1 protein-coding gene is annotated in these 642 nt (G+C 55.8%); it reads right to left on the reverse strand.

Features of this window, described 5'->3' with window-relative positions; translation table 11 throughout:
• Nucleotides 1-642: IS110 family transposase (locus E6C55_RS33285; protein WP_136374123.1), on the reverse strand; the 642-nt coding region annotated here is incomplete at both ends.

A 642-nucleotide genomic window follows, 5' to 3' on the forward strand; every position in this document is an offset into this window, starting at 1 on the left:
AGCGTGCGAGCTTCTTGAGAAACGTCGCAATCTCCTCGGGCTTCTCAAAACGGTTTTTGCCCTTGTCCTGCAAGAAGGCGACAAGCTCCTCCATCGACATGTTCATGATCTGCTCGGGCTCGAGTTCCTGAATGACCGCGAGCGAGGTGCTGCCGAACGTGTCGGAGAATGGGTTGTCTAGGCGCATGCCGCTGAACTTCAAAAAGACCTGATTCAGAAAATAGGTCTTGTCGCGTTTGATGTTGTTCATCAGGAAGAAGCGTGTACGGGTGAGACGCTGCAAGGCTTCGTATTGGATGATTTCTTTCATCTCATGGGGCAGTCGTCCAAATCGCAGATGGTCTGCAATCACCCAGGCATCCACGCGGTCGTTCTTGGGAAGAGCCTCGTAGCCCTTCTTGAAACGCGCCACCTTCCTTGCATTCAAGACGTAAATCTGAGACTGGACGCGGGGTTCATAGCCCTGCAGCTCGGTCTTCAGATAATGGGCCAGGTGCCAGCCGAGATTGGAGGTGGCCTCCATCCCGATGCGAAGCTCCTGAGTGCCGGCTTTGTCCGCCGTGTCCAACATTTTCTGAATGAGGGTGTCCGCCCCCGTCTGGTCGTTAGGCACGGCGAAGGAGGCCAGCGAAGCACCGGCCC

This window comes from Cohnella fermenti, assembly GCF_004801405.1.
Taxonomy (GTDB): Bacteria; Bacillota; Bacilli; order Paenibacillales; family Paenibacillaceae; genus Cohnella; species Cohnella fermenti.